Raw genomic sequence first — 24,829 nt, 5'->3', positions numbered from 1 at the left:
AAAATCAGCTCTCGAGATGCGACGTTGACGAGCCACCGTTAAAGAGTAGCCGCGGGAGAGAGAAACTCCGACACCAGAATGACGTCCAGGGCATCGCCCTCTAAAAGGGTGGTGCCAGCTGGAATCACTGCCAAAGCACTTGCCCGTCCAGCGCTACTCAGCACGCCACTACTTTGATCACCCGCTAGCTTGGCTACAGGTGTAGGTTGACTATCGACCACAACACGAAGGTACTCCTCACGTGTTCCCGGACGAGGCCTGCTGAAGGCCGCTACGGCTTTGAGTCGGCGCAGTTCAGGCACTTTCGCCCCCTGAGCGGCTAGTAACCATGGCTTCACCAGCAACCCGAAGGTCACCCAGCTAGAAACCGGGTTACCCGGCAACCCAAATATGGGACATCCAGCCACTTCTCCAAAAGCAAAAGGCTTGCCCGGCTTCAGGGCTAACTTCCAGAGATTTAATGTACCTCGCTGCTCAATTTGCGCTCGGACGTGATCCTCCTCCCCCACTGACACGCCACCAGACGTAATTATGCAGTCGGCAGACTTAGCCGCGGCTTCAAGGGTCTCACCGGTGAGCACGGGATCATCAGGTACATTCGGATAGTGCAATGGCTCCATTCCCAGCATTCGAATCTGGCTGCACAACTGAGTGCCATTGCTATTAAATATTTGCCAAGGCTCAGGCTCACTCCCTGGATCAACAAGCTCATCACCCGTGGTGATCACTGCAACGCGCAACGGCCGATAAACCGACAGCTGGTGGCGCCCCACCGAAGCCGCCAATCCCAAGTCCTGTGGCATCAGAAGCTGACCAGCTCGTAAGACGGTGTCGCCTGCGCCAATGTCACTGCCCCGACGACGTATATTCGCACCCTCAGCAGGTTGCTCGACCACTGTCACCAACCCCGCCTGTTCCCGCGTATTTTCTTGCATAACTACCGTATCAGCCCCGGTGGGCAGTACCCCGCCGGTAAAAATACGAGCTGCAGTGCCAGGCTCTAAGGCATCCGCGGCACTGCCCGCTGGGATTCGTTGGGTAACCGGAATAGGACCCGGGATATCGGAGTAACGAATAGCATAACCATCCATGGCGCTGTTATCGAAGGGCGGCACGTCGCGCGCTGCAACAACATCCTCCGACAGAATGCGACCCAGACAGTCCTGTAATGTTAGGCATTCCATCGCTGGGGCCGCAGGAGTTTGGGCTAAAATCTGAGCTCTAGCTTCCGTCAGTGGCGTCAGCGCCACTGGCTAGGCACCCGCTTGCGTTTGCAGCACGCCTACAAAATTACAGGGTCTATGAGCGCCATCCAGCTGCTCTTTGAGCACGCCCTCCCACGCTGTCCTGCAGGCCCCGGTAGAGCCAGGCATACAAAAAATGACGGTATTGTTAGCAAAACCGCCAAGGGCTCGGGACTGAATCGTCGATGAGCCGATTTCAGCGTGGGACAATTGGCGAAATAACTCACCAAATCCCTCGATATGTTTATCGAACAACGGCGCCATGGCTTCAGGCGTCGAATCGCGCCCTGAAAACCCTGTTCCTCCGGTGATGAGCACAACATCAACGTCTGCCCTAGCGATCCACGCTGATGTCACCGCTCTGATCTGATAAATGTCATCTTTTACGATGCTGCGGTCGCCCAAGGTGTGGCCACTAGCAATAGCTGCAGCTGCCAGAAAATCACCTGAGGTGTCGTTTTCTTGGGTTCGAGTGTCACTCACCGTCAACACACAGACCCCCAATGCCTGAACGCTATTACCTGTCACTCTGATGCCTCCTGACAATACAACTCAATGTACCGACGCACGGCCCGCTCTACAAAGTCGCGCCAGGGCCGTTGTTGAATACCAAATTGATGGCGAATAGCCGTGCACTCGAGGGACCGGTTTACCATAGGCATGGTCCTGTCCTCACGCAGTTGCTCACGGACATTGGCAAATCGACCAAATTGCGATGCGCACGCCACCGCCGCTTCTGCAAAGGAAAAGTACCCGGTGTCCCCTTCGCTGCCATAGTGAAACAGGCCCCTACCGGGCGCGCCCACGCCGATCTGATCAATGACCCCAGCCGCAACACGAGCAACTTCAGCACTATGTACAGGACAGTCCCGGCGATTATCAGATGCCGTCAAACTTTCACCATCGCGCAGACTGTCCAAGACTCGGTTCATAGCACTGGGGCCTCGCCCCGAAAACACCCACCCCAGCCGCAGCACAAAAATCGACTCCACCAAATCTCTAAGCTGGGTTTCAGCCTCTATAAGAATAGCGCCCAGTTCATCCTTCGCATCAGCTTTATCGCTTTCACGATAAGGCCTTTTAAGCTCCCCAGAAAACACCCGAGAGCTCGACAGCAGCAAATAGTGACACCCCTGCCGCGCAGCAGTGCTGCCCAACCATTGGCTGCGTTCAATGTCAGCAGGCTCAAGGGCATCAACCCGATCGATAAGGCTTACCAGCCGCGCATCAAGAATGAGGTCGGGATCAGCAGTTTTTAGCAATTTTTTAGCGGGGCGCTGCCGCGTCCAACGGGTAGCCTCCAAAGGCACCTGTATCAGTTCATGCCGCTGAAGGGGCGGAATAAAAGCCCGAAGTGAGTGCCCAATAGGGGTATCCGATCCTAAAAGAAGAATACGCACGTCGACGTAATCCTTTAAAGGCGCGAAACTTAAAAGGGTATGTCGTCATCCACTGGGTCGAAAGAGCCCCCAGCGGGCGCGGCCTGAGTAGCTGGCGCAGATTGAAAGCCACCACCACCTTGATTGCTGTAGTTATCACCACTTTGGTTGTTGTAGCTATCGCCACCACCACCGCCTGCGCCGCGGCTATCGAGCATCTGCATTTCGTTGCCCACAATTTCAGTCGTATAACGATCTTGGCCAGTCTGCTTGTCCTGCCATTTGCGGGTTCGTAAAGTGCCTTCGACGTAAACTTTGGACCCCTTGCGCAGGTACTCAGCCGCAACCTCAGCCAAGCGGTTAAAGAACACCACGCGGTGCCACTCGGTGCGCTCCTGCTGTTGGCCGGTGTTCTTGTCCTTCCAAGTCTCGGAAGTCGCAATACTCAGATTGGTAATTGCAGCACCCGCCTGGGACATACGATTTTCGGGGTCCGCCCCAAGATTGCCAACTAAAATCACTTTATTAATGCCGCGGGAAGCCATAGCTCTCTCCAATGCTGCGGGCCGTTTTATTACAGCCGTGTGTCTCATTTCCCTCACTATACCAACGGGCTGATACCGAGGCGAGGGGCTGACCGCTATTCATGAAAAACCGCGGCAATAACCGGCGTAAATGGTCTTCGCCAAAGCGCTATTAACCACGCTAACGCCAAGAAGCCTGCCAAACCAGCCACAGCCTGGCTGCCCCCAGCCGACAAAATGAAGCCAGCAAGGGCACCACCCACGAAAATACCTAGAAACTGGCAGGTCGCGAAAATACCCAACGCAGTCCCACGCAGGCGACCGGGGGCCACTCGAGTCACCGTCGCTGGCAAGATAGCCTCTAATGCGTTAATTCCCACGAACATAAAACACAGCCCAACACCGACGGTTGTTAAATTGGGCGCCAGCAGAGCCACAAGAATGCCGCCAACGAGGGCAATAATAGCGAGGCTTAGGGCCGATCTGGGGTCTTCTCCGCCACGGCCCATCCGCATAATTAGGAGGGCGGGGGGAATCGATAGCACAACGGTCAGTAAATAGATTTTCCAATGCTCGCTAGCTGCAAAGTCGAAGGTATTGACCAAGGTGGCAGGAATAATAAGGAAAGTCGCCATCATCAGGCCGTGCAGTAAAAATACGCTGGCATAGAGGACCGGTAGCCGACCCCCAAAAACATGGTCGGCAGCCCAGTCACCATCAGCAATGGCCGCCGCTTTGGGCGCATTTTTTGGCAGGACCGTCAATACAATAACCAATCCCACCGCACCCAAAGCAGCAGTTACAAGGAATACGCCCTGCAAACCCAGACTTGAGGCGATTACAGGCCCCAAGACAATCGCCATGACAAATGACAGGCCCACGCTAGCGCCAATAACCGCCATAGCTTTAGTGCGTTGAGATTCACGGGTGGAATCAGCAGCTAGTGCCGTCAGGGCCGCAGCGATGGCCCCCGCCCCCTGCAGAAACCGGCCAGCGATAATGCCATGAATGGTCTCTGCACCCGCGGCCACCAAACTTCCCGCGATAAACAAACACAGTCCGGCTACCACGATGGGCAAACGCCCAATACGGTCAGAAAGCCAGCCTAATGGCAACTGCAGGCACGCCTGCGTCAGACCATAGGCCCCCAGGGCGATTCCAAGCTTTTCTGGTGTCGCTCCGGGCAAATCGACGGCGTAAATCCCCAGCACGGGCAGGACCATGAACAGGCCCAGCATACGGAAACTGTAGAGACTACCCAGAGCCAAAATGGCGCGCCGCTCACCCGAAGTCAGCGTAGTTTGTGTATCCAAGATCAATACCGACGGTAAACCGTCAGTTTACCACGACACGAATCGAACTCGAGGCCATCGGGATTGGCTCAGGGCGCGTATACTGTCTGGTTCAGTCACTCATCCCTCACACAGGTCTGGCTATACATGGATACCATTCAGGTCCGCGGTGCGCGTACCCACAACCTCAAGAATATTGATCTCGATATCCCGAGGGATAAGCTGGTCGTGATCACCGGTCTGTCAGGCTCGGGAAAATCCTCCCTCGCCTTTGACACTCTCTACGCTGAGGGGCAGCGACGCTACGTTGAATCGCTCTCGACCTATGCTCGACAATTTCTGTCGATGATGGAAAAGCCCGACATTGATCACGTTGAGGGGCTCTCCCCCGCCATTTCCATTGAGCAAAAATCCACCTCTCACAACCCGCGCTCAACGGTGGGCACTATTACTGAGATTTATGACTACCTGAGACTTTTGTTCGCACGGGTCGGTGATCCGCGCTGTCCGGACCACGGCATCACACTCAAGGCCCAAACCGTGAGCCAAATGGTCGATGCTGTGCTGGCGCAGCCGGAAGGCAGCAAGCTCATGCTGCTCGCCCCCGTGATCAGGGACCGAAAAGGCGAGCATTTACACATCTTTGAGCAAATGCGCGCAGCGGGTTTTATCCGCGTGCGGGTCGACGGCATTCTTGTCGACCTTGATGACGTGCCAGCCCTTGATAAGAAGCGTAAGCATTCAATTGATGTCGTCGTCGATCGATTCAAGGTGCGGGAGGATCTCGGTTTGCGCTTGGCAGAGTCCTTTGAAACCGCCCTGGAACTCACTGACGGTCTGGCATCGGTCGCACCGATGGAAGGTGAAACCGGCGAAACCTTGTTGTTCTCAGCACGTTACGCCTGTCCCGAATGTGGCCATGCCATTGACGAGCTCGAGCCACGTCTATTTTCCTTCAACAATCCCGCCGGTGCCTGCGACGGCTGCGACGGGTTGGGCGTGATGCAGTACTTCGATGAAAGCCGCGTCGTTGCCCATCCCGAGGCCAGCCTTGCCGGCGGCGCCATTAGAGGCTGGGATCGGCGCAATGTGTACTACTTTCACATACTGACATCTCTGGCAGACCACTATGGTTTTGACATCGAAAAGCCCTTTGACGCGTTATCAAAAAAGCAGCGCGAACTGATTTTATTTGGCAACGACGGGGAAGAAATTGAGTTCGCCTACATCAATGACCGTGGCACCGTTTTCAAGCGGCGTCACGCCTTTGAGGGCATCTTGCCCAATTTTGAGCGTCGGTACCGGGAAACCGAGTCGCAATCTGTGCGAGAGGAATTATCCAAATACGTTTCGACGGCACCCTGTCAGCAGTGCCAGGGAACACGCCTCTGCCGAGACGCCCGCAACGTCTTTGTCGATGAGCAAACGCTACCGGAGATCACTAATCTCCCTGTTGGCGAGGCGTTCGACTATTTCGAACAATTGGCGTTGCCGGGGCGCGCCGGCGAAATCGCCGATAAAATTCTCAAAGAATTACGAGCCCGCTACCGCTTTCTGGTCGACGTTGGGCTTAACTACCTCACGTTAAACCGCAGTGCCGAAACACTGTCGGGAGGCGAAGCACAGCGAATTCGTCTTGCCTCTCAAATTGGCGCAGGTTTAGTGGGGGTTATGTACATCCTCGATGAACCGTCTATTGGCTTACATCAGCGTGATAATGAGCGTTTACTGGCAACCCTCACCCACCTCAGGGACTTAGGAAACACGGTACTGGTCGTTGAGCACGACGAGGATGCCATTAGAACTGCTGACCACATCATCGACATTGGTCCCGGGGCGGGAGTTCATGGCGGCCATATTGTGGCCGAGGGCACTATTGCAGACGTCATGAAAGTTGAGGACTCGTTAACCGGTGCTTACATGTCGGGTAAACGCGAAATTGCGATCCCCGCAACCCGCAGACCTATCGACACTGATCGCATGCTGGTTATTGAAGGTGCCCGCGGCAATAATCTCCAGGCCGTCACCTTGGAACTACCGGTTGGGCTTTTGACCTGCATTACCGGCGTGTCTGGATCGGGAAAGTCGACCTTGATCAATGGCACCCTTTACCCTCTGGCTGCTACGGAGCTCAATGGCGCGACTACGCTCAAGGCAGCTCCCCACGATGCCGTGACAGGACTGCAGCATTTCGATAAATGTATCGACATCGACCAATCGCCTATTGGTCGCACGCCACGATCTAATCCAGCGACCTACACCGGTATCTTCACGCCCATAAGGGAACTGTTTGCAGGCACACAAGAGTCTCGATCTCGCGGCTACAAGCCTGGGCGCTTTAGTTTTAACGTTCGCGGCGGCCGCTGTGAGGCCTGTCAGGGTGACGGTGTAACAAAAGTTGAAATGCACTTTTTGCCCGATATTTTTGTCCCTTGCGATGTCTGTAAAGGCAAGCGCTACAATCGGGAAACCTTAGAAATTCGCTACAAAGGGAAAAGCATTTCAGAAGTTCTGGAAATGACGGTGGAAGATGCCGTCGTTTTCTTCGAGGCAGTGCCCGCGATTTATCGGAAGCTGCAAACCCTCATGGATGTCGGGTTGTCTTATGTTCGTTTGGGTCAGGCCGCGACAACGCTGTCTGGAGGGGAGGCACAGCGCGTAAAACTTGCCAAGGAGCTGTCGAAACGGGATACCGGAAACACCCTCTATATTCTCGATGAACCCACGACGGGGCTTCATTTTGAAGATATCCGGCAACTGCTGGAAGTCCTGCACCGCCTGCGGGACGGCGGTAACACAGTGGCAATCATCGAACATAACCTTGATGTGATCAAAACAGCCGACTGGGTCATTGATCTGGGGCCCGAAGGTGGTTCTGGAGGTGGGCAGATCATAGCCACCGGACGCCCGGAGACGGTTGCCACGACTCCTGGGTCTCACACCGGCGAGTTTCTTAAGTCCCTTCTGGGTGACCGGATCGCAGCGGTCAAAAAAACCAGCAAGCGAAAGCCCCGAAAAAAGGCGGCGTAGGGCTTTTTATTCAAGCGGGTGTCTGGAAATCACCCGCTCCTGTCCTTGCATGACCCCTAACCATCGCAACCCTGTGTTCTAATCCTAGTGCGAGCGAAACCTTATAAGAGGACCGCGCTATGACCGCCCCTATGCCCGACCCTTACGCAATACCTCTCGACGCAATAGATGTCAGTAACCCCGACCTGTATGCCACAGACAGCTGGCGTCCGTGGTTTGCTCGACTGCGCGAGGAAGATCCCGTTCATTGGAGCGAAAACAGCGACTTTGGGGGCTTTTGGTCGATCACTCGCTTTGAGGACATCGTGACCGTTGATAAAAGTCACGACGATTTTTCTTCCGAGCCAGCCATCACCATCGGTGATTACGGGGACGACCTTCCCGTGCGCCAGTTCATAGCGATGGATCCACCTCTTCATGATATCCAGCGTAAAGCCGTACAAGGCGTTGTTGCGCCACGTAACTTAGCCGACTTAGAAACACTGATTCGCTCCCGGGTCATCACTATGCTGGATGCGCTCCCCATCGGAGAGCCCTTTAACTGGGTTGACCGCGTTGCCATTAATTTGACCACGCAAATGCTCGCCACCATTTTTGACTTCCCGTTTGAGGACCGGCACAAGCTGCCCTACTGGTCGGACATGGCAACCTCACTGCCAGAGATCGCAGGTGGTGACGGTGACAATGACGAACGCACGCGGGCTCTCACTGAGTGCCTAACCGTTTTCACCAGTCTGTGGCACGAACGAAAACACAATCCACCGGGAACTATGGATCTGATCAGTATGCTGGCGACCAATCCGGCAACCGCCAGCATGGTTGACGACCCGCTTGAATATCTCGGAAACTTGATTTTACTGATCGTGGGGGGCAACGATACAACGCGAAACTCAATCACCGGAGGCGTGGTCGCCCTCAATCAAAACCCCGAGCAATTTGCCCGATTGAAAGCGAATCCAGACCTCGTGAATTCGATGGTGCCAGAAATTATCCGCTGGCAAACTCCCCTAATGCATATGCGGAGGATCGCCACGCGAGATGTCGTTCTCGGCGGCAAAACCATTCGCCAAGGCGATAAAGTAGTGATGTGGTACTTATCCGGAAACCATGATGAAACTGCGATTAAGGACCCAAACGTCTTCAACATCTCTCGAGACAACCCGCGCTACCACCTATCGTTTGGCTTTGGCATTCATCGGTGCATGGGTAATCGGCTGGGCGAAATGCAGCTACGTATTCTCTGGGAAGAAATTCTCAAACGCTTCAGTGACGTTGAAATGCTTGGGGAGCCTCACCGCATTCAGTCCAATTTTGTTCGCGGTTATTCGGATTTATCAGTTGTGCTGCATCGCTAACCCAGAGCTTTTGACACCCCAACCTAAGCAAAAACTCTCATTGCGTAAGTGGGTTGCACGGGGCTTTGCCACTAAGTTGTCCGGCTACTGGAATCATATTTTTACTGGAGGGCTTGGTGGCGTCATTGCCAGCAATGGCGCCTAGCTTGCTGGAGCCACCAACTTTGGTTTCAAAAGAACCGCCCGCACCGCCCCATGGGTCACCCGCGATGTGACAGTGCCAATTACTGATAAAACTCCGGCGCTTTTTTTTGGCTGAGGAAATGTTCTAAATCATGCTGTATCCAAAAGTCAGCTTCGGTCTCACTCACCACAGCCTCAACACGATCCATCGCAGCCAAGGTTGCCGCTTTATCAACGTTAAACAGGGGAACCACACGGTTAGCTCTACTCACGGGAAAATGATAAAGATCACCGGATAACACGACGGGGCCAAAATTCGCCAAATCCACATAGAGCACCTGATGACCCGGAGTGTGGCCATAGGCGGCGATAAGCTTTACGCGCCCATCCCCAAACACATCATGATCCCCTGTTAGCACTCGGACAGGTCTCGCTTCCATTGCCACTAATAGTGTTGGATCGACGGCAGGCACTGCGGCGCCAGTAGGGTCCAAAAAAGCCCTGTAATCGCCTTCCTGCACTAACCATTGACCGTTAGAAACGTCATTAGCGGCTCCTACGTGATCCCAGTGAATATGGGAGAACGCTATAAACTCAAGAGCGTCGAGGTCAAAGCCCAAAGCCATTTCCTTGAGCTGCTTAGCCAGGGTTTTATCTAAAGCAACGTCGACTCCTTCACCACGACTGACCCAGCCACTACTTTTCGCAACGTCTGAGGGCAGTCCCGCGTCCCAAAGCAACTGTCCTTTAGGGTGATCAATAATGTAGCAGGGCGCCACCAACTCACGAGTTGCGGTATCACCCTCAGAAAGACCAAAACCAGCCACTGATTCGAAGCGGATTCGGCCACAATCAAAAATGAACAAGCGCAAAGGCCCAGTAACAGCCGCGGTGTCTTGATCACTCACCGCTGAGCCCACCTTTACCCCCGATATCTCTGCAGTGGACTTGATGGAGTCACTGCAACCCAACAATACGCCGCATAGAACAAAGACAGAAACCCACTTCATGCCCACGACACCTCCGAATAATCGTTCAGATTAAACACCCGCAACCGCCCCTCCACAGACCAGCTCAGTCAGCAACCACTGACGCAGGGCTTGGTCAGTTTGAACCGCTCAAGAGCACCGGGCAACTCTGGGAAACGATACACCCAAGGCACGGCAAAAAAAAACCCCAATACCAAGGGCATCGGGGCTTCCTACAAGTCTTAACGGTTTAGACGTGAGCTTACTCCTCGTCTTCACCCTCAATCACTTCTTCAACATCTTCAGGCTCAGGGCGATCAACCAGCTCAACATAGGCCATCGGTGCCTTGTCTCCAGTACGGAAACCGCACTTCAAGATACGGATGTAGCCTCCGGGACGCTCTGCATAACGCGGGCCTAGCTCGTCAAACAGCTTGCCGACGGCTTCTTTACTGCGAGTACGATCAAATGCCAACCTACGATTGGCCACACTGTCGGTCTTAGCCAGTGTAATCAAAGGCTCCGCATAGCCGCGCAACTCTTTGGCCTTGGGTACCGTTGTCTTAATCAGCTCGTGCTCCACGAGTGACACTGCCATGTTGCGAAACATAGCTTTGCGATGGGAGCTGTTACGATTTAGCTGTCGACCGCTATGACGATGACGCATTGTCTTTTTCCTTCCATAAGATCCCTAATTCGGGACCAGTTACCTAATAAGTGACTAAACGCTCAACAAACGCTCATCGTTACGCAAGCTAGCAGGCGGCCAGTTTTCCAACCGCATACCCAGTGACAAGCCTCGCGACGCCAAGACGTCTTTAATCTCAGTCAAAGACTTCTTACCGAGATTCGGTGTCTTGAGGAGCTCCACTTCAGTGCGCTGTACAAGATCACCAATGTAATAAATGTTTTCAGCTTTCAGACAGTTAGCTGATCGTACTGTCAACTCAAGATCATCAACAGGACGTAGCAAGATCGGATCGACTTCGTCATCAGCTTCTTGCGCGGTGGCCTGCGCCTCGCTCTCGAGGTCGACAAATACCAGCAGCTGCTGCTGTAATATGGTCGCCGCACGCCGAATAGCTTCCTCAGGATCAATGGTTCCGTTGGTTTCTAAATCGATAATAAGCTTATCGAGGTCGGTGCGCTGTTCAACTCGCGCCGAATCGACCACATAGGATACACGTCGAACGGGGGAAAATGATGCATCCAGCTGAAGCTTACCGATTGAACGGGTTTCCTCTTCGGGGTTGATTCGAGAGTCTGCAGGAGAGTAGCCGCGACCGCGCTCAACAACCACACGCATGACCAATTCTTGATCGGCTGTCAGGTGACAAATAACGTGATCAGGATTTCCAATTTGCACGTCGTGATCTGTTTGAATTTCAGCGGCTGTCACTGTACAGGGACCCTTGGCTACTAGAGACAGCTCTGCCTCATCCTTCCCTGTCATAGACAGTGCTACACCTTTAAGGTTGAGCAGAATCTCAATGACATCTTCTTGAGCACCCTCAACCGCAGAATATTCATGTTGAACACCGTCAATTTCCACCTCGGTAATCGCACAGCCCGGCATAGAAGACAGCAAAATGCGTCGTAGGGCATTACCAAGGGTGTGTCCGAAGCCACGCTCGAGCGGCTCAAGGGTTACCTGCGCGCGTGTCGATGACTTCTCATCGACCTTGATGACGCGGGGGGTAAGAAACTCATTCACATTCGTGGACATAGGATACCTGCTATTGGTAGTTAAGAAGGGCTGCAGCTCGCGTAACCCACAGGGTTACTTCGAATACAGCTCCACGATCAGGTTTTCGTTTATCTCGCTCGGGAGATCCTGACGCTCGGGCTTAGACTTAAAGGTCCCTTCGAGTTTTTCTGAATTAACTTCAATCCATACCTGCTCGCCGCGCTGTTCAGCGATCGACATAGCGGCTTGAATACGAAGCTGCTTCTTTGCTTTCTCGCGTACTGACACCACGTCACCTGGACGTACTTGGTACGAAGGAATGTTCACAACAGTTCCATTGACCAAAATACCCTTGTGGGAGACCAACTGCCTTGATTCTGCGCGTGTCGATCCAAAGCCCATTCGGTAAACAACGTTGTCAAGCCGGCTTTCAAGCAGCTGCAGCAGATTCTCGCCTGTTGCGCCTTTGAGCCTTGCAGCCTCTTTGTAGTAATTACGGAACTGCTTCTCCAGCACACCGTAAATGCGGCGTACCTTCTGCTTCTCACGAAGCTGAACACCGTAGTCAGAGAGACGACCACGCCTAGCACCGTGCTGACCAGGCGCTGTTTCTGCCTTGCACTTGCTATCGAGCGACCGAACGCCACTTTTGAGTTGTAAGTCAGTGCCCTCACGACGGGAGAGCTTGCACTTGGGTCCAATATATCGAGCCATTCTGAAAGATCCTCGGTGCGCGCTGTCTTAGACGCGGCGCTTCTTTGGGGGGCGACAACCATTATGAGGAATGGGCGTCACATCGGTAATGTTAGTAATCTTGTAGCCACAGCTATTTAACGCTCTAACCGCTGATTCACGGCCGGGGCCAGGACCTTTCACCTGCACATCAAGGTTTTTCAATCCATACTCTTTGGCGGACTCTCCCGCACGTTCTGCTGCTACCTGAGCGGCAAATGGCGTCGATTTTCTAGAACCACGAAAACCGGAGCCACCCGCTGTTGCCCAGCTGAGTGTATTGCCCTGACGGTCGGTAATAGTCACGATCGTGTTGTTGAAAGACGCATGCACGTGGGCGACGCCGTCGACCACTTGTTTGGTGATCTTCCGCTTGGTTGTCTTACTGTTCTTGGCGTTCTTGGCCATAATTTCCCTACTTCAATATCAACGCTACAAATTGGGATGTAGCTACATTGGATTTAAATTACTTGCGAATGGGCTTTCGTGGGCCCTTGCGTGTTCTAGCGTTGGTCTTCGTTCGCTGACCCCGTAACGGCAATCCTTTTCGATGACGCAGACCACGGTTACACCCCAAATCCATCAGGCGCTTAATGTTCATTGAGACTTCACGGCGCAAATCGCCTTCAACAGTCAGCTCGCTGAGCAGGCCTCTAAGCTGATCTAGCTCGCCTTCACTCAGTTCACCGACCTTAGTCTGGTAATTGATGCCCGTAGCATCTAATAAGCGTTTTGCCTGAGTACGCCCTACACCGTAGATGTAGGTCAGTGACACCAATGCATGCTTATTGTCGGGGATGTTGACACCGGCGAGTCGCGCCATCGATTTATCTCCAAACGTTACGACGTGACTGAGGCAAAAGGCCTACGCACGTACAGTAGCAGGCCCGTCGGTTCGGGCACTGCTGATTATTGACTGTTAACTCAAACAACAAAGGGGTTCAGCCCTGTCGCTGCTTGTGACGTGGATCGCTCGAGCAAATCACTCGAACCACACCGTTACGTCGCACTATCTTGCAGTTACGACATACCTTCTTGACAGAAGCTCTTACCTTCATGACTTGCTCCTAAAACCTAGCGCAACCGGCCCGCAGGGCTGGTGTTAGACAGATTCGCTTTTTTCATCACACCTTCATACTGGTGTGACATCAAATGACTTTGTATTTGGGCCATGAAGTCCATCACCACGACCACAACGATCAGCATGGATGTCCCGCCCAAATAGAAAGGCACATTAAACATGACGACCAAAAACTGAGGTAGCAGACACACTAAGGCGATATAGGCCGATCCGAAAACCGTGAGACGTGTCAATACACCATCAATGTAATTAGCGGTTTGCTGTCCGGGACGAATACCCGGTACAAAAGCACCTGACCGCTTTAAGTTGTCAGCAACTTCAACTGGATTGAACATGAGTGCTGTGTAAAAGAAACAAAAGAAAATAATGAACCCTGTGAACAACATGATATTCAGCGGCTGCCCGGGGCCTATCGCTACTGCCAAGTCCTGCAGCCAATCAGCACTGTCACCACTGCCAAACCACTGCGCCACTGAGGCAGGAAACAGCAGAATTGAGCTGGCAAAGATCGCTGGGATCACACCCGACATGTTGACCTTAAGCGGCAAGTGTGAGGCCTGAGCCTGAAAGGACTGACGACCTTGCTGACGCTTCGCGTAATTTACGGTAACTCGTCGCTGTCCACGCTCTATGAAGACCACCAAATAAATAACAATTACCGCGAGGGCTACGATTGCTAAAAGCACCAAAATATTGAGCTCGCCCTGCCTGGCTTGCTCAAGAGACTGCCCTACAGCTGAGGGCAACCCAGCGGCGATGCCTGCGAAAATAAGGAGAGAGATACCGTTGCCAATACCCCTCTCGGTAATTTGCTCACCCAGCCACATCATAAAGACTGCGCCCGTTACCAAAGACGTGATGGCGATAACGTAAAAGCTGACAGAGGTATCAAAAGCCAAGCCCTGATTCGCCAAACCAACCGTCATACCCGTTGCCTGCACTAAGGCTAGTGCCACCGTCAGGTATCGCGTGTACTGAGATATTTTTCGGCGACCTGCTTCACCCTCTTTCTTAATTTGCTCAAGCTGAGGCGAAACCGCACTCATCAAGTTCATAATAATCGAGGCTGATATGTAGGGCAGAATCCCCAAAGCGAGAATACTCATGCGCTCGAGCGCGCCACCAGAAAACACGTTGGCAAGACCCAGGATTGTGCCCTGATTCTGGTCAAACAACGCAGCCAACTGCTCGGGATCGATGCCTGGGACCGGAATGTGTGTTCCGATGCGATAAATGATAAGCGCAACCAACACAAAACGCAGGCGAGCGAAGAGTTCGCCCATGCCTGAGTTATTCATTGATGGCATCCCGTTAGCCATGATTAGGCCTCAACGCTCCCGCCGGCAGCTTCAATCGCTTCCAAAGCGCCCTTAGTTACCTTTAGGCCCTGCACTTTGACGGCCTTCTCAAGGGTTCCGGAAAGGAACACTCGGGCTCGTAAAACGTCTTCTTTAACCAAATCAGCCTTCTTCAGTGCAGCGAGATCAACGACGTCACCTTCGACCAGGTTCAGTTCGTGCAATCGGACCTGCGCCGTTGTGCGACCAATCCTTGAGGTGAAGCCGTACTTGGGCAAGCGCTTCTGTAAGGGCATCTGGCCCCCTTCGAAGCCGGGCTTCACAGAACCGCCGGAGCGAGACTTAAGACCCTTGTGTCCCCGACCGGCTGTCTTACCAGTGCCCGAGCCTATGCCACGACCGACGCGCTTCGCCGCACGTTTAGACCCTTCAGCAGGGCTAAGAGAATTTAGTCGCATTTCATCCGCCATGGTTTTCACCCTCAACCCGCACAAGGTAGTGCACCTTGTTAATCATTCCACGTACCGAAGGCGTGTCTTCAACCTCAACGGTGTGACCGATGCGTCGAAGGCCCAAACCTGCAACACAGGCCTTATGCTTCTTTAGGCGCCCGTGAATACTTTTCACTTGGGTGACCTTAATCATTTGCTTGCTCATGATGGGTATCCCTAGCCTCAGCTCAGAATTTCTTCAACAGACTTGCCACGCCTCGCCGCCACCGCATCGGGTGACTGCATATCGCGCAAGCCTTTATAAGTTGCTCGAACCACGTTTACTGGGTTGGTAGACCCGTAGCACTTCGCCAACACGTTGTGTACACCTGCCAATTCGAGCACTGCACGCATAGCACCACCTGCAATGACACCGGTACCTTCAGAAGCAGGCTGCATATAAACTTTAGAGGCACCATGGTTAGCTTTGACAGGGTACTGAAGCGTACCGTCAACGAGCTCGACCTTAACCATGTTACGGCGTGCCGATTCCATAGCCTTCTGGATAGCAACTGGCACTTCACGCGCCTTGCCTCGTCCATAACCAACACGGCCCTTGCCGTCGCCAACAACAGTCAGCGCGGTAAAGCTCATGATGCGGCCGCCCTTTACCGTTTTTGCCACTCGATTGACCTGCACCAGCTTCTCCTGAAGGTCTCCCTCAGTTCGCTGATCGCCGCCACGCCCCTTCTGATCGTTGTACGCCATGCTTAAAACTCCAATCCGCCTTCGCGCGCAGCATCAGCCAACGCTTTGACCCGTCCGTGGTACTTGAATCCGCCACGATCAAAAGAAACTGCGGTTACACCAGCAGCCTTCGCTCTCTCTGCAATCAGTGCGCCGACCTTCGTTGCCGCATCCACGTTGCCCGTGGCGCCGCTGCGCAGGTCTTTATCAAGGGTGGAGGCACTTGCGAGTACCGTATTTCCCTCAGCCCCAATCACCTGAGCGTAAATGTGCCGAGGTGTGCGATGTACTGATAGCCTAATAGCTCCAGCTGTTCGCATCCGGGTACGAGACCGACGAGCGCGCCGCAGACGTGATTCATTTTTCTGATTCATTGCCCTACCTACTTATTTCTTTTTGGCTTCTTTACGTCGGACGTGCTCGTCCGCATAACGAATGCCTTTGCCCTTGTAAGGTTCCGGTGGCCGGAAGCTTCGGATTTCCGCGGCTGCTTGACCCACGGCCTGCTTATCCATGCCTCGAATCACGATTTCAGTCTGCGTTGGCGTCTCCGCTGAGATACCCTCAGGAAGCTGATAATCCACTGGGTGTGATAGCCCTATAGTGAGATTCACTGACTTACCGGATGCTTTAGCACGATAACCAACGCCGTTGAGAACCAGCTTCTTCTCCCAACCTTCGGTGACACCTACCACTAAATTGTTCAACAAGGCCCTGGTGGTTCCTGCCATGGTCCTGTTGGTGTCAAAATCAAAAATGACTTTGGCCTCACCATCAGTAACTTCCACGTCCAGGCCATCAGCCAAATTCATTTCAAGGGCACCCTTGCCTCCCTTGACGGCAATCTTACCTGCGCCAACTTTAACTTCGACGCCCTTTGGTAGACTTACCGGGTTATTAGCGACTCGTGACATAATTCAGTCTGCTCCCTCGATCGCTCGAATCAGAATACGGTGCAAAGGACTTCACCACCGACACCAGCGGCACGTGCCGCTCGATCGGTCATGACGCCACGTGACGTAGAAATGATGGCAACACCAAGACCACCGCGAACGGGCTTTAAATCGTCCTTACCCATATAACGGCGCAGTGATGGACGGCTGACACGTTGAATCTCAGCGATCACCGGCTTGCCATCAAAATAACGCAGCTCAATTGAAAGACGAGGCTTGCCACTGCTGGAGTCCAGCTCGAAGGGGCCAATGTAGCCTTCCTCTTCTAAAACCTTAGCCAAAGCGGCTTTGACCTTAGAACCGGGCATTTCTACGCTTTTCTTACCTGCCATTTGCGCATTGCGCACGCGGGTTAACATGTCGCTGATTGGATCTTGCATGCTCATAAGATATTTACTCCCTCACCAGCTCGACTTAACCAAGCCCGGCACATCGCCGCGCATGGCCGCTTCGCGAAGCTTGTTTCGGCACAAACCAAATTTTCGGTACACGCCATGGGGCCGGCCAGTAATCTGGCAGCGTCGTCGCTGGCGCACTGGGCTAGCATTGCGAGGCAGCTTCTGTAGCTGAATCTGTGCGTCCCAACGCTCTTCGTCTGAGGCATCAACATTGGTGATGGTCTCTTTCAGTTGGGCTCGCTTCGCCGCAAACTTAGCGACTGTTCGGGCTCGCTTCTCTTCGCGTGCAATCATTGACTTCTTAGCCATGTGATTATCCCTCAGCTCTTAAACGGGAAGTTAAAAGCCCGCAATAGTGCGCGGCCCTGATCGTCATTGGACGCTGTAGTTGCAATGGTGATATCCATGCCGCGCAGCGTGTCAATTTGGTCATAATTAATTTCTGGGAAGATAATTTGCTCGGTAATGCCCATCGCAAAATTACCTCGACCATCAAACTGCTTACCGCTAACGCCGCGAAAGTCGCGGATTCGAGGAATAGCAATACTGATAAGACGCTCCAGGAACTCATACATACGCTCGTCACGTAGGGTGACCTTGCACCCAATCGGCCATCCGTCGCGAATTTTGAACCCCGCAATAGACTTCCGAGACTTGGTGACGACTGGCTTCTGCCCTGCAATCTTTTGCATGTCAGCAACTGCGTTTTCCAGTACTTTTTTGTCTCCAACGGCTTCCCCCACACCCATATTCAAGGTGATCTTGGTAATCCGAGGTACTTCCATCGTATTAGTCAGACCCAACTCTTCTTTCAGCTGCGGCACTAACTCGCTACGAAACTTTTGCTTCAGGCTTGCCATTCTCTGCTACCTCAATCGAACCTGACCAATATCAGGCGTCAATCTGTTCGCCATTTGACTTAAAAACTCGTACTTTCTTACCGTCCTCAAGCGTCTGATAACCCACTCGGTCACCTTTGCTTGTGGTCGGATTAAATATCGCGATGTTGGACACCTGGATGGGCGCCTCTTTCTCGACAATACCGCCTGCCACGCCCGCTTGAGGGTTTGGCTTCATGTGCTTCTTAATCATGTTGACGCCAGCAACCAACACTCGCTTGTCATCAATGATAGTGCGAACTGTTCCGCGCTTACCTTTGTCCTTGCCGGCCAAAACGATCACTTCGTCGTCTCGCTTAATCTTTGCCATTACTCTGCTCCTCCCTGCCTTCTGCTCAAATCACTTCGGGCGCAAGGGATATAATTTTCATGAACTTCTCGCCACGGAGCTCACGCGTAACCGGGCCGAAAATGCGTGTACCGATAGGTGCATTCTGAGCGTTCAGAATCACCGCGGCATTTTCGTCAAACTTAATCAGGGAACCGTCTGGACGGCGCACGCCCTTACGGGTTCTCACGACGACAGCAGTCATGACCTGACCCTTCTTTACCTTGCCGCGCGGAATTGCTTCCTTCACAGTGACTTTGATCAAATCGCCCACGCGAGCATAACGACGCTTGGAGCCGCCCAAAACTTTGATGCACATAACGCGCCTAGCGCCACTGTTATCTGCAACTTCCAAATACGACTGGGTCTGAATCATCTCTTAACTCCCAATGGCGCCCCCCAAATCCTCAGATTTGAGTAGCTGCCTCCACAACCTCTACCAACGTCCAAGTCTTTGTCTTGGACAGTGGACGCGACTCGGCAACTGTGACGAGATCGCCCATGCCCGCAGTATTATCTTCATCGTGCGCATGAACCTTGGACGAACGCGTAATAAACTTCCCAACAACAGGGTGCTTTACACGTCGCTCTACCAAAACCGTGATGGTTTTGTTCATCTTGTCACTAACAACACGACCCTGAAGTACGCGTGTTCTTTTCTCCGTGGATTCCATTAGCCTTCCACCTTCTGGTTCAGCACAGTTTTCACCCGTGCAATATCTTTCTTGGTTTGCTTCAGCAAATGGGACTGACCCAGCTGGCCAGTGCTCATTGCCATACGCAACTTAAATTGCTCTTCACGCAGCTTGAGCAATTCAGCACCCAGCTCGTCGCTTGACTTCTCACGCAGTTCGCTCGCCTTCATCACATCACCGACCGTTTTACGAATGTGGTTTGAATGGGAAGTTTGGCCGCAGCCAATTGAAACGCTTCCCTTGCCAACTCTTCGGATACACCCTCTACTTCATAGAGAACGCGGCCCGGCTGGATCTGAGCTACCCAATACTCTACGTTACCCTTACCTTTACCCTGTCGAACCTCGAGAGGCTTACCGGTAATTGGCTTATCGGGAAAAACGCGAATCCAAATTTTTCCGCCACGCTTAATGTGCCTTGTCATAGCACGACGCGCCGCTTCAATCTGGCGAGCAGTGATACGACCACGACCCGTGGCTTTCAATGCGTACTCACCGAAACTCACCTTGCTCCCGCGTTCTGCGAGACCACGGTTTCGGCCTTTGTGCATTTTCCTGAACTTTGTTCGTTTAGGTTGAAGCATGATTCAGATCCCTTACGGCCTCAACTTGCCGATGAGCGACGAGGCTCTTGGCCCTCGTCTTCACTACCAATAACTTCACCCTTGAAGATCCACACCTTGACGCCAATAACGCCGTAAGTGGTGTGAGCTTCATAGGTTGCGTAATCAATGTCGGCGCGCAATGTGTGCAGCGGTACCCGACCTTCGCGGTACCATTCGGAACGCGCAATTTCTGCACCACCGAGACGGCCACCGACTTGAACCTTGATACCTTGCGCACCCTGGCGCATGGCATTTTGCACGACGCGCTTCATAGCACGGCGAAACATGACACGTCGCTCTAACTGCTGGGCCACGTTTTGTGCAACTAAGCGAGCGTCTAAGTCAGGCTTGCGAATTTCTTCAATATTGATGTGCACTGGCACACCCATCTTCGCGCTAAGATCCCGACGCAGCTTCTCTACATCCTCGCCTTTCTTACCGATCACGATGCCAGGACGTGCTGTGTGGATTGTCAAACGAGCAGTCTGCGCAGGCCGCTCGATAACGACGCGACTGACTGAGGCGGCGTCAAGCTTCTTAAGCACGTAATCTCGGACCTCAAGATCACTGATCAAGTTCTTGGCGTAAGCCTTGCTATCTGCATACCAAACCGAGTTGTGATCCTTGACAATGCCAAGGCGTATACCGGTTGGATGTACTTTCTGACCCATGCGTCGGTCCCCTTAGCTCTCGTTGTCCGCGACTTTCACCGTAATATGGCAAGTGCGCTTTAATATTCGGTCGCCACGACCCTTGGCGCGTGGTCGCATGCGCTTCATGGTCAGGCCTTCATCAACAAAAATGGTCGCTACGCGCAGCTCATCAACATCTGCGCCTTCATTGTTCTCAGCATTGGCGATCGCCGAGTTCAGCAGCTTGCGTACCAAATGGGCCGCTTTCTTTTTACTAAACTCCAGCAGATTCAGGGCTTCACCAACGGGCATACCGCGAACCTCATCTGCGACGAGGCGCGCTTTCTGCGCTGAGATGCGTGCTCCTTTGAGCTTTGCTGCAACTTCCATCATTTAATCTCCAGCAACTCTTAACGCTTGGCTTTCTTGTCGACGATGTGCCCTTTAAACGTGCGGGTCACAGCGAACTCACCAAGTTTGTGGCCTACCATGTCCTCATTCACCGAGACGGGGACATGTTGACGGCCGTTATGTACAGCAATGGTGAGCCCTACCATATCGGGGGATACCATTGAGCGTCGGGACCAAGTCTTGATCGGGCGACGGTCGTTGCTCTCGACAGCAGCCTCTACCTTCTTGAGAAGGTGCAGGTCGATGAACGGGCCTTTCTTAACTGAACGTGGCACAGATATTTCCTCTTTCCTTCAGCGCTTACTTTTTGTTCCGACGGCGAACAATGAAGCCATCAGTACGCTTGTTCTTTCGGGTCTTGTATCCCTTAGTCGGCATACCCCAAGGCGATACCGGATGACGGCCGCCTGACGTTCTACCTTCACCACCACCGTGGGGGTGATCGACTGGGTTCATAGCAACACCGCGAACGGTAGGACGAACACCGCGCCAACGCGCAGCTCCTGCCTTACCTAATTTCTGCAAGCTGTGCTCTGAGTTAGATACCTCGCCCAGAGTGGCCCGACAATCGACCGGCACCTTGCGCATCTCGCCTGAACGCAGGCGGATAGTGGCGTATTGACCTTCTCGAGCAACCAATTGCACAGAAGCGCCAGCTGATCGAGCCAGCTGTGCGCCCTTGCCGGGCTTCAGCTCTATCGCGTGGATTACTGCACCCACAGGTATATTTCGCACTGGCAAACAATTGCCAGCCTTGATGGGGGCCGCGGAACCAGAATACAAAACGTCGCCAGCACTCACACCCTTTGGTGCCAATATGTAACGTCGCTCACCATCGGCATATAGCACTAACGCGATGTGTGCTGTGCGATTCGGATCGTACTCAAGGCGCTCAACTTTCGCAGGAATTCCATCCTTGGTCCGCTTAAAGTCTATGACGCGATAATGGTGCTTGTGGCCACCACCGATATGGCGCGTTGTAATTCGACCCGCGTTGTTTCTTCCGCCGGTTTTAGACTTCTTCTCTAGCAAAGGCGCGTAAGGACTTCCTTTATGAAGCTCCTTGTTCACCACCTTTACCTGGTGGCGGCGGCCCGCTGAGGTTGGTTTACTCTTTACGACTGGCATAACGAATCCGTTCCCTTAGCTAATTGAAGCGAGGTCGATTTCCTGACCTTGCTCCAGACGAACGTAAGCTTTTTTCCAGGTCGACTTGGTGCTAATGCCGAACCGATTACGCTTGCTCTTGCCCTTGACCCGCAGTGTGGTCACGTTGTCAACGCGCACGTTAAACAACTGCTCAACTGAGGCCTTGATCTCAATCTTCGTGGCGTCCAGCGCAACCTTAAAAACGTACTGGTTACCACTTTCCGCCGCCATCGCTGCCTTCTCAGACATGTGAGGGCCCATCAGAATCTGAAATACGCGCTCTTGATTCATGCTAAGGCCTCCTCAAACTTCTTGACCGCATCTACTGTCACCATGACCTTATCGAAAGCGATAAGGCTGACAGGGTCAGCAGCGTCGACGTCACACACTTCGACTTTATGAAGGTTGCGTGCCGCCAAATATAAATTCTGGTCGACCGTATTGCCTACGATCAGCACGCTCTCTAGGTCAAAGCCCTTGAGCTGCTCCAAAAGAAGCTTTGTTTTGGGCTGCTCCATATCAAAGGACTCGACAACCACCAGCCTATCTGTACGAGCCAACTCTGAGAGAATCGATCGCATTGCTGCGCGATACATCTTTTTGTTGACCTTGTGGCTATGATCCTGCGGCTTTGCTGCAAACGTCGTGCCGCCGGAACGCCAAATGGGAGACCGGATTGTACCGGCTCGCGCACGACCCGTACCTTTCTGACGCCAAGGCTTCTTACCACCACCAGCGACCTCTGAACGCGTCTTCTGCGCTCTTGTACCCTGTCGACCACCTGCCAAATAGGCGGTAACAACCTGATGCACCAGCGCTTCGTTGTACTCACGAGCAAACGTTGCCTCGGAGACAGCTACTTTTCCGGCTTCAGCGTTGCCAGGCTTGACTATATTCAACTCCATAGCGCTGCCCCTTATCCTTTAACCGTTGGACGAACGATCACATGACCGCCCGGCGCACCCGGTACTGCACCCTTGATGAGCAACAGGTTACGCTCGGAATCAACCCGAACAACCTCTAGACCCTGCGTAGTCACACGCTCTGCGCCCATGTGCCCTGCCATTTTCTTGCCTTTGAAGACACGACCTGGCGTTTGACACTGACCGATAGAACCCGGTGCTCTGTGCGACAGCGAGTTGCCGTGAGTCGCGTCCTGCATGCTAAAGTTCCAGCGCTTAACCGCACCCTGGAAGCCCTTGCCTTTAGAACGGCCTGCCACGTCAACTATCTGACCTTGCTCAAATCGCTCAACGGTTAACTCCGATCCAACCTCGAAAGCCTCTTCTGAACCTTCAAGTCGGAATTCCCAAAGACCGTCTCCAGCAGCAGTACCGGCTTTGGCGTAATGCCCAGCGGCTGGCTTGCTTACTTTCGAGGCTTTGCGGTCGCCCGTTGTTACCTGAATTGCTCGATAACCGTCGGTTTCGAGCTCTTTGATCTGAGTAACGCGGTTTGGAAGCACTTCCACTACGGTCACTGGTACTGATACGCCCTCATCGGTGAAGACTCGCGTCATTCCCGACTTACGGCCGACTATGCCAATAGTCATGTTAAACCTCACAGTGTACGGGGCTATACCCTCTATGGCCGCCTAACAGATCATTCCGCTAGACGTTACACGCCCGGTCAAGCCGAGCAGGTCTTGCTAAATTGTACTTAACCTAGGCTGATCTGAACTTCTACACCAGCCGCAAGGTCAAGCTTCATCAACGCGTCTACGGTCTTCTCTGTAGGCTCGACGATGTCAAGGAGTCGCTTATGTGTACGAATTTCGTATTGGTCTCTGGCGTCCTTGTTGACGTGAGGAGAAGTCAAAATAGTGAACTTCTCTTTCTTTGTCGGTAAAGGAATAGGACCTCGGACCTGAGCACCCGTGCGACGGGCGGTCTCAACGATTTCCTGAGTCGAGGTGTCAATCAGCTTGTGATCGAATGCCTTGAGGCGGATACGTATACGTTGGTTCTGCACAATACAACTCCAAAAAGCCGCCACCTCGCATGGAGGTGCCGAAAAAAAGAGGGCGAACTATAGGGCTGGGATAGGCAGCTGTCAACTCCGATGTTGCCTTCGGAGGGAAGGAACACCCAGATGGGCATTAAGTCACAAAACGCGGATCAATACGGTATCGCTGATCCGAAATTAACTCCCCAAGTCACCGCTTTTGGTACCGGTATCACTAGCAGCTCGTGCCTAAGCAGCATGAGAACCCAAAACGGCAACCCAAAAGCGTTAGCAGAGGATCCTATATCGTTAAAATAGTCGACTCACCGCTGACAGGGCGCAAGGCACTTTGTTCGGGATTGGAGTACATTACCGCCTAATGGGCCTAAACGAGACCCCAATTCTGCTTTCAGCCACACTGAACCCGCCCGCAAAGCTAAGGGCCACATCAACACTAAGGAGCCTGACCGTCATGCAGCGCCAACCCGCCCTCGGTGACCGCAGTACGTTATTAGCCTACCTCTTCTGGATTTTTGGCTTTATTGGCTTGCATCGATTTTATCTCGGACGGCCCATCAGTGGCGCCATTTGGGCCCTAACAATGGGCCTATTGCTGGTGGGCTGGCTAGTAGACCTCTTTCTCATTCCTGCAATGGTCGAGGATGCCTCCGAACGGTATCCCGCCAAAACCACAGACTACAACTTAGCCTGGGTCCTGCTAGTGCTTTTGGGTATTTTCGGAGCCCACCGTTTTTACCAAGGGAAAATACTCAGCGGCTTTTTATACTTATTCACGGTGGGTGTGTTTGGGCTGGGAATAATTTACGACCTCTTTACGCTCAATGAGCAGATCGCACAGGCCAACAACACGCCTGAGTAGTAGAGATAACGCCCCTTAGGACAAGCTGGCCCCAACCTGCTTGCT

The 24,829-nt window shown here is 53.2% G+C and carries 37 protein-coding genes; 3 read left to right on the top strand and 34 right to left on the bottom strand.

Translation table 11 applies throughout. The annotated features are described in order from the left end of the window. Nucleotides 1-38: 38 nt before the first annotated feature. The 5 genes from ACMAZB_RS02995 to ACMAZB_RS02975 all read right to left on the bottom strand — a co-directional run bounded on the left by ACMAZB_RS02995 (nt 39) and on the right by ACMAZB_RS02975 (nt 4,460). Entirely contained in the window at nt 39-1,250 is a 1,212-nt protein-coding gene (locus ACMAZB_RS02995; protein ID WP_435219343.1) for a molybdopterin molybdotransferase MoeA, read from the bottom strand. Nucleotides 1,251-1,253: 3 nt separating this feature from the next. Further along, the gene (gene moaB / locus ACMAZB_RS02990) at nt 1,254-1,772 is read right to left on the bottom strand and encodes a molybdenum cofactor biosynthesis protein B (protein WP_435219342.1); all 519 of its coding nucleotides are present in this window, start codon (nt 1,770-1,772) and stop codon (nt 1,254-1,256) included. Continuing rightward, complete coding sequence (locus ACMAZB_RS02985) at nt 1,769-2,644, bottom strand: sugar nucleotide-binding protein (protein WP_435219341.1); 876 nt, start codon at nt 2,642-2,644, stop codon at nt 1,769-1,771. The genes moaB and ACMAZB_RS02985 overlap by 4 nt, the downstream gene beginning before the upstream one ends. Before the next feature lie 29 nt (nt 2,645-2,673). Next, nucleotides 2,674-3,168, bottom strand: a complete 495-nt coding sequence (gene ssb, locus ACMAZB_RS02980) for a single-stranded DNA-binding protein (RefSeq protein ID WP_435219340.1) — start codon at nt 3,166-3,168, stop codon at nt 2,674-2,676. Between the two features lie 95 nt (nt 3,169-3,263). Further along, complete coding sequence (locus tag ACMAZB_RS02975) at nt 3,264-4,460, bottom strand: MFS transporter (RefSeq protein ID WP_435219339.1); 1,197 nt, start codon at nt 4,458-4,460, stop codon at nt 3,264-3,266. A gap of 126 nt (nt 4,461-4,586) precedes the next feature. On the opposite strand from ACMAZB_RS02975, the gene uvrA reads away from it, so the two are divergent. Continuing rightward, a complete protein-coding gene (gene uvrA, locus ACMAZB_RS02970) occupies nt 4,587-7,469 on the top strand; it encodes an excinuclease ABC subunit UvrA (protein WP_435214319.1) in 2,883 nt (960 codons plus the stop codon). A 119-nt stretch (nt 7,470-7,588) separates the two neighbouring features. Further along, nucleotides 7,589-8,824, top strand: coding sequence for a cytochrome P450 (locus tag ACMAZB_RS02965; RefSeq protein WP_435219338.1), 1,236 nt, complete (start codon nt 7,589-7,591; stop codon nt 8,822-8,824). 224 nt (nt 8,825-9,048) lie between these two features. Here the strand turns inward: ACMAZB_RS02965 and ACMAZB_RS02960 are convergent, their stop codons facing one another. From ACMAZB_RS02960 to rpsJ, 29 genes are all read right to left on the bottom strand, one after another. Continuing rightward, entirely contained in the window at nt 9,049-9,957 is a 909-nt protein-coding gene (locus ACMAZB_RS02960) for an N-acyl homoserine lactonase family protein (protein WP_435219337.1), read from the bottom strand. Nucleotides 9,958-10,177: 220 nt separating this feature from the next. Continuing rightward, entirely contained in the window at nt 10,178-10,582 is a 405-nt protein-coding gene (gene rplQ, locus ACMAZB_RS02955) for a 50S ribosomal protein L17 (protein ID WP_435219336.1), read from the bottom strand. 54 nt (nt 10,583-10,636) lie between these two features. Then, on the bottom strand, nt 10,637-11,641 hold the full coding sequence (locus ACMAZB_RS02950) for a DNA-directed RNA polymerase subunit alpha (protein WP_435214313.1): 1,005 nt from the start codon (nt 11,639-11,641) through the stop codon (nt 10,637-10,639). A gap of 54 nt (nt 11,642-11,695) precedes the next feature. Further along, nucleotides 11,696-12,316, bottom strand: coding sequence for a 30S ribosomal protein S4 (rpsD, locus tag ACMAZB_RS02945; RefSeq protein WP_435214312.1), 621 nt, complete (start codon nt 12,314-12,316; stop codon nt 11,696-11,698). Between the two features lie 27 nt (nt 12,317-12,343). Continuing rightward, the gene (gene rpsK / locus ACMAZB_RS02940) at nt 12,344-12,742 is read right to left on the bottom strand and encodes a 30S ribosomal protein S11 (RefSeq protein WP_435214311.1); all 399 of its coding nucleotides are present in this window, start codon (nt 12,740-12,742) and stop codon (nt 12,344-12,346) included. Nucleotides 12,743-12,800: 58 nt separating this feature from the next. Further along, the gene (gene rpsM, locus ACMAZB_RS02935; RefSeq protein WP_435214310.1) at nt 12,801-13,157 is read right to left on the bottom strand and encodes a 30S ribosomal protein S13; all 357 of its coding nucleotides are present in this window, start codon (nt 13,155-13,157) and stop codon (nt 12,801-12,803) included. A 118-nt stretch (nt 13,158-13,275) separates the two neighbouring features. After that, nucleotides 13,276-13,392 (bottom strand): 50S ribosomal protein L36, encoded by a 117-nt coding sequence (gene rpmJ / locus ACMAZB_RS02930; protein WP_081443920.1) that lies wholly within the window; start codon nt 13,390-13,392, stop codon nt 13,276-13,278. A 16-nt stretch (nt 13,393-13,408) separates the two neighbouring features. Then, complete coding sequence (gene secY, locus ACMAZB_RS02925; RefSeq protein ID WP_435214309.1) at nt 13,409-14,734, bottom strand: preprotein translocase subunit SecY; 1,326 nt, start codon at nt 14,732-14,734, stop codon at nt 13,409-13,411. 2 nt (nt 14,735-14,736) lie between these two features. Continuing rightward, entirely contained in the window at nt 14,737-15,171 is a 435-nt protein-coding gene (gene rplO, locus ACMAZB_RS02920) for a 50S ribosomal protein L15 (RefSeq protein WP_435214307.1), read from the bottom strand. Nucleotide 15,172: 1 nt separating this feature from the next. Beyond that, entirely contained in the window at nt 15,173-15,370 is a 198-nt protein-coding gene (gene rpmD, locus ACMAZB_RS02915; protein ID WP_435214306.1) for a 50S ribosomal protein L30, read from the bottom strand. A 17-nt stretch (nt 15,371-15,387) separates the two neighbouring features. Beyond that, nucleotides 15,388-15,912 (bottom strand): 30S ribosomal protein S5, encoded by a 525-nt coding sequence (gene rpsE, locus ACMAZB_RS02910; RefSeq protein WP_435214304.1) that lies wholly within the window; start codon nt 15,910-15,912, stop codon nt 15,388-15,390. A gap of 2 nt (nt 15,913-15,914) precedes the next feature. Continuing rightward, the gene (gene rplR, locus ACMAZB_RS02905) at nt 15,915-16,265 is read right to left on the bottom strand and encodes a 50S ribosomal protein L18 (RefSeq protein WP_435214303.1); all 351 of its coding nucleotides are present in this window, start codon (nt 16,263-16,265) and stop codon (nt 15,915-15,917) included. Between the two features lie 12 nt (nt 16,266-16,277). Beyond that, the gene (gene rplF, locus ACMAZB_RS02900) at nt 16,278-16,805 is read right to left on the bottom strand and encodes a 50S ribosomal protein L6 (RefSeq protein ID WP_435219335.1); all 528 of its coding nucleotides are present in this window, start codon (nt 16,803-16,805) and stop codon (nt 16,278-16,280) included. 29 nt (nt 16,806-16,834) lie between these two features. Then, entirely contained in the window at nt 16,835-17,230 is a 396-nt protein-coding gene (gene rpsH / locus ACMAZB_RS02895; protein ID WP_435214299.1) for a 30S ribosomal protein S8, read from the bottom strand. 15 nt (nt 17,231-17,245) lie between these two features. After that, entirely contained in the window at nt 17,246-17,551 is a 306-nt protein-coding gene (rpsN, locus tag ACMAZB_RS02890; RefSeq protein WP_435214297.1) for a 30S ribosomal protein S14, read from the bottom strand. 11 nt (nt 17,552-17,562) lie between these two features. Continuing rightward, the gene (rplE, locus tag ACMAZB_RS02885; RefSeq protein WP_435214296.1) at nt 17,563-18,102 is read right to left on the bottom strand and encodes a 50S ribosomal protein L5; all 540 of its coding nucleotides are present in this window, start codon (nt 18,100-18,102) and stop codon (nt 17,563-17,565) included. A gap of 31 nt (nt 18,103-18,133) precedes the next feature. Continuing rightward, nucleotides 18,134-18,451 (bottom strand): 50S ribosomal protein L24, encoded by a 318-nt coding sequence (rplX, locus tag ACMAZB_RS02880; RefSeq protein ID WP_435214294.1) that lies wholly within the window; start codon nt 18,449-18,451, stop codon nt 18,134-18,136. A gap of 25 nt (nt 18,452-18,476) precedes the next feature. After that, nucleotides 18,477-18,845, bottom strand: a complete 369-nt coding sequence (gene rplN, locus ACMAZB_RS02875) for a 50S ribosomal protein L14 (RefSeq protein ID WP_007233544.1) — start codon at nt 18,843-18,845, stop codon at nt 18,477-18,479. 31 nt (nt 18,846-18,876) lie between these two features. After that, nucleotides 18,877-19,143: a 30S ribosomal protein S17 gene (gene rpsQ / locus ACMAZB_RS02870; protein ID WP_435214291.1), complete on the bottom strand. Its 267-nt coding sequence runs from the start codon at nt 19,141-19,143 to the stop codon at nt 18,877-18,879. Continuing rightward, nucleotides 19,143-19,334: a 50S ribosomal protein L29 gene (gene rpmC, locus ACMAZB_RS02865; protein ID WP_435214289.1), complete on the bottom strand. Its 192-nt coding sequence runs from the start codon at nt 19,332-19,334 to the stop codon at nt 19,143-19,145. Before rpmC ends, rpsQ begins: the two co-directional genes overlap by 1 nt. Beyond that, nucleotides 19,334-19,747 carry a 50S ribosomal protein L16 gene (gene rplP, locus ACMAZB_RS02860; protein ID WP_007233541.1) on the bottom strand — a complete coding sequence of 138 codons (414 nt, stop codon included), beginning with the start codon at nt 19,745-19,747 and terminating at the stop codon, nt 19,334-19,336. Before rplP ends, rpmC begins: the two co-directional genes overlap by 1 nt. Nucleotides 19,748-19,767: 20 nt before the next feature. Then, entirely contained in the window at nt 19,768-20,439 is a 672-nt protein-coding gene (gene rpsC, locus ACMAZB_RS02855; protein ID WP_007233540.1) for a 30S ribosomal protein S3, read from the bottom strand. A 12-nt stretch (nt 20,440-20,451) separates the two neighbouring features. Beyond that, nucleotides 20,452-20,790, bottom strand: coding sequence for a 50S ribosomal protein L22 (rplV, locus tag ACMAZB_RS02850; protein WP_007233539.1), 339 nt, complete (start codon nt 20,788-20,790; stop codon nt 20,452-20,454). 20 nt (nt 20,791-20,810) lie between these two features. Next, complete coding sequence (rpsS, locus tag ACMAZB_RS02845) at nt 20,811-21,086, bottom strand: 30S ribosomal protein S19 (protein WP_007233538.1); 276 nt, start codon at nt 21,084-21,086, stop codon at nt 20,811-20,813. A gap of 25 nt (nt 21,087-21,111) precedes the next feature. Continuing rightward, on the bottom strand, nt 21,112-21,939 hold the full coding sequence (gene rplB / locus ACMAZB_RS02840; RefSeq protein ID WP_435214287.1) for a 50S ribosomal protein L2: 828 nt from the start codon (nt 21,937-21,939) through the stop codon (nt 21,112-21,114). A 15-nt stretch (nt 21,940-21,954) separates the two neighbouring features. Beyond that, nucleotides 21,955-22,251 carry a 50S ribosomal protein L23 gene (rplW, locus tag ACMAZB_RS02835; RefSeq protein ID WP_435219334.1) on the bottom strand — a complete coding sequence of 99 codons (297 nt, stop codon included), beginning with the start codon at nt 22,249-22,251 and terminating at the stop codon, nt 21,955-21,957. Further along, nucleotides 22,248-22,865 (bottom strand): 50S ribosomal protein L4, encoded by a 618-nt coding sequence (rplD, locus tag ACMAZB_RS02830; RefSeq protein ID WP_435219333.1) that lies wholly within the window; start codon nt 22,863-22,865, stop codon nt 22,248-22,250. The genes rplW and rplD overlap by 4 nt, the downstream gene beginning before the upstream one ends. Before the next feature lie 11 nt (nt 22,866-22,876). Further along, a complete protein-coding gene (gene rplC, locus ACMAZB_RS02825) occupies nt 22,877-23,512 on the bottom strand; it encodes a 50S ribosomal protein L3 (protein ID WP_435214282.1) in 636 nt (211 codons plus the stop codon). Nucleotides 23,513-23,619: 107 nt separating this feature from the next. Beyond that, nucleotides 23,620-23,931, bottom strand: coding sequence for a 30S ribosomal protein S10 (gene rpsJ / locus ACMAZB_RS02820; RefSeq protein WP_007233533.1), 312 nt, complete (start codon nt 23,929-23,931; stop codon nt 23,620-23,622). 445 nt (nt 23,932-24,376) lie between these two features. Between rpsJ and ACMAZB_RS02815 the strand changes: the two genes are divergently transcribed. Continuing rightward, the gene (locus ACMAZB_RS02815) at nt 24,377-24,784 is read left to right on the top strand and encodes an NINE protein (RefSeq protein WP_435219332.1); all 408 of its coding nucleotides are present in this window, start codon (nt 24,377-24,379) and stop codon (nt 24,782-24,784) included. Nucleotides 24,785-24,829: the final 45 nt, after the last annotated feature.

This window comes from Luminiphilus sp. nBUS_07 (assembly GCF_051201685.1).
GTDB lineage: Bacteria > Pseudomonadota > Gammaproteobacteria > Pseudomonadales > Halieaceae > Luminiphilus.
Note: the sequence above shows the minus strand (reverse complement) of the source record. Positions and strands in the feature narration are given on the sequence as shown.